2 protein-coding genes are annotated in these 1760 nt (G+C 48.9%); both read left to right on the top strand.

All coding sequences use genetic code 11. The annotated features are described in order from the left end of the window. The first annotated feature begins 344 nt into the window (after positions 1–344). Positions 345–491, top strand: coding sequence for a helix-turn-helix domain-containing protein (locus RRF55_RS27070; RefSeq protein WP_223283633.1), 147 nt, complete (start codon positions 345–347; stop codon positions 489–491). A gap of 119 nt (positions 492–610) precedes the next feature. Beyond that, on the top strand, positions 611–1684 hold the full coding sequence (locus RRF55_RS27075) for an FUSC family protein (protein ID WP_001572325.1): 1074 nt from the start codon (positions 611–613) through the stop codon (positions 1682–1684). Positions 1685–1760: the final 76 nt, after the last annotated feature.

Genomic DNA, 1760 nt, shown 5'->3' on the forward strand with positions numbered 1-1760 from the left:
AGCGTGCGTATTGCCTGAAAATCCAGCCAGCTACAGGGTCGTTCGCACGAAATCTGATTTATTCAACAAAGCCGGTAAAGGTCTGCATTATGGCGGGCCGATGACGGCAGGGTTGCTGGCTGGAGGATATTCCCCTGTTGTTTAACCTGTTTGTAAACCAGTCATCGATCAGTTTCAATCGCACAGCCCCAGTGATTAAAGAGACAAAACTTCATCAGTTGATGGCCTGGCGTTGGCCCGGGAACGTAAGGGAGTTGCGAAATGAAGCCGAGAGATTTGTTCTGGGCATTAAGAGTACAATCACAATGGGAGATATTTCTTCGGATATCTCCTCGTTCTCACTGATGCAAACCGTTGAATATTTTGAGAGAGGTTTGATTGCCACTGAGCTCGCACGCCATGCAGGTAGCCTTTCTCGTACAGCAGAGTCACTACAGGTAGCCAAAAGTACGTTGTCCGATAAGATAAAGAAATATGGGCTAAAATTTTGAAAAAATGGAATTCATCCAATAATGCAATAAACTAGAATCGTATTGCTGATTTTCGTTGATTCCAGTTGATCATATAGAACCATGAATCATTATGCCCATCATCACCGAGGATTCCCCTTTTGCATTGGTTAGTTCGTCTACGCCTGACCTGGCGCCAGGTCGTCACTGGATTTCCTTCACGTGCGAGGCTGGCAGCGCGTGATGCACTTGCTACTGCACTCGCCTGCCTGCTGTCATGGATACTGGCCGTATGGCTGCTGGGACATGAACATCCTACTTTTGCCATCGTCAGTGCCGTGGTATGTCTTGCTCCGGGCGTACCCAGTCACCTGAAACAAGCAAGAAATCTAGTGATTGGTTGTACGTTCGGTATTGTGATGGGGGAGTTGATGTGGCAGTTACCCGATACTCACCCACTGATTCGGATGTGCGTCGGTATGTTCTTCGCTATTTTGTTTGGTGCCGCCATTGGCCCGGCCCCGGTGGTACCAATCCAGGCTGGAGTATCGGTTGCTTTGGTTCTTGCCATGGGGCCAGAAAGCGCGGGTGGAACCCGTTTGGTGGATGTTTTGCTGGGAGCCTCTGTAGGATTATTATTCAGCCAGGTGCTTTTTACGTCTAATCCATTTAGTGATATTGGGCGTTCAACTTCTGATTTCCTTCGACAACTCGGTAATGGGATGGATCGAATGCTCAGAGCCTGCGAGGTGCAAAGCAGTAAGGGGGCAGAAGCCGCTTTGAGTCAGCTTTCAGATGCTCAGTCAGCTCTGGCAGCTCTTCGTGCCGCTGTAGCTGAAGCACAGGTCAGTAAACGCTGGTCGCTACGGGGTCGGCTACATGCAGAGCGGATTAACATCGTCACGCAACGTTACGACCGCCATGCAATACGGGTATACGCAACTTCCCTTTTATTAGCGGAAAGCATAAGCCGAGCCATGTCGCACACGCATACTCCGCCACCCGCCGCAGTTATGACGTATTGCCAATGGCTATCAGATAACTGCATGGAATTAGCCCGGCAATCAACCGTTTTTGTGCTAAAGGAAAGTGCCCCCCAAGCTTATATGGGCAAGCAGCCACAGAGCACAATCTATAAGTGCGATATATTACCACCAGAATGGCTCATTGTAGAAGATAATGCTAAACAACTGGAGTATGCCTTACAGGTGCTACTGTGTTCACGAGACGCATAATTGTAATGCCGAGATAACTGTATGGGCTTTGTTGAATAAATCAGATTTCGGGTAAGTCTCCCCCGTAGCGGGTTGT

The organism is Klebsiella sp. K47 (assembly GCF_051858335.1).
GTDB classification, from domain to species: Bacteria; Pseudomonadota; Gammaproteobacteria; order Enterobacterales; family Enterobacteriaceae; genus Klebsiella; species Klebsiella pneumoniae.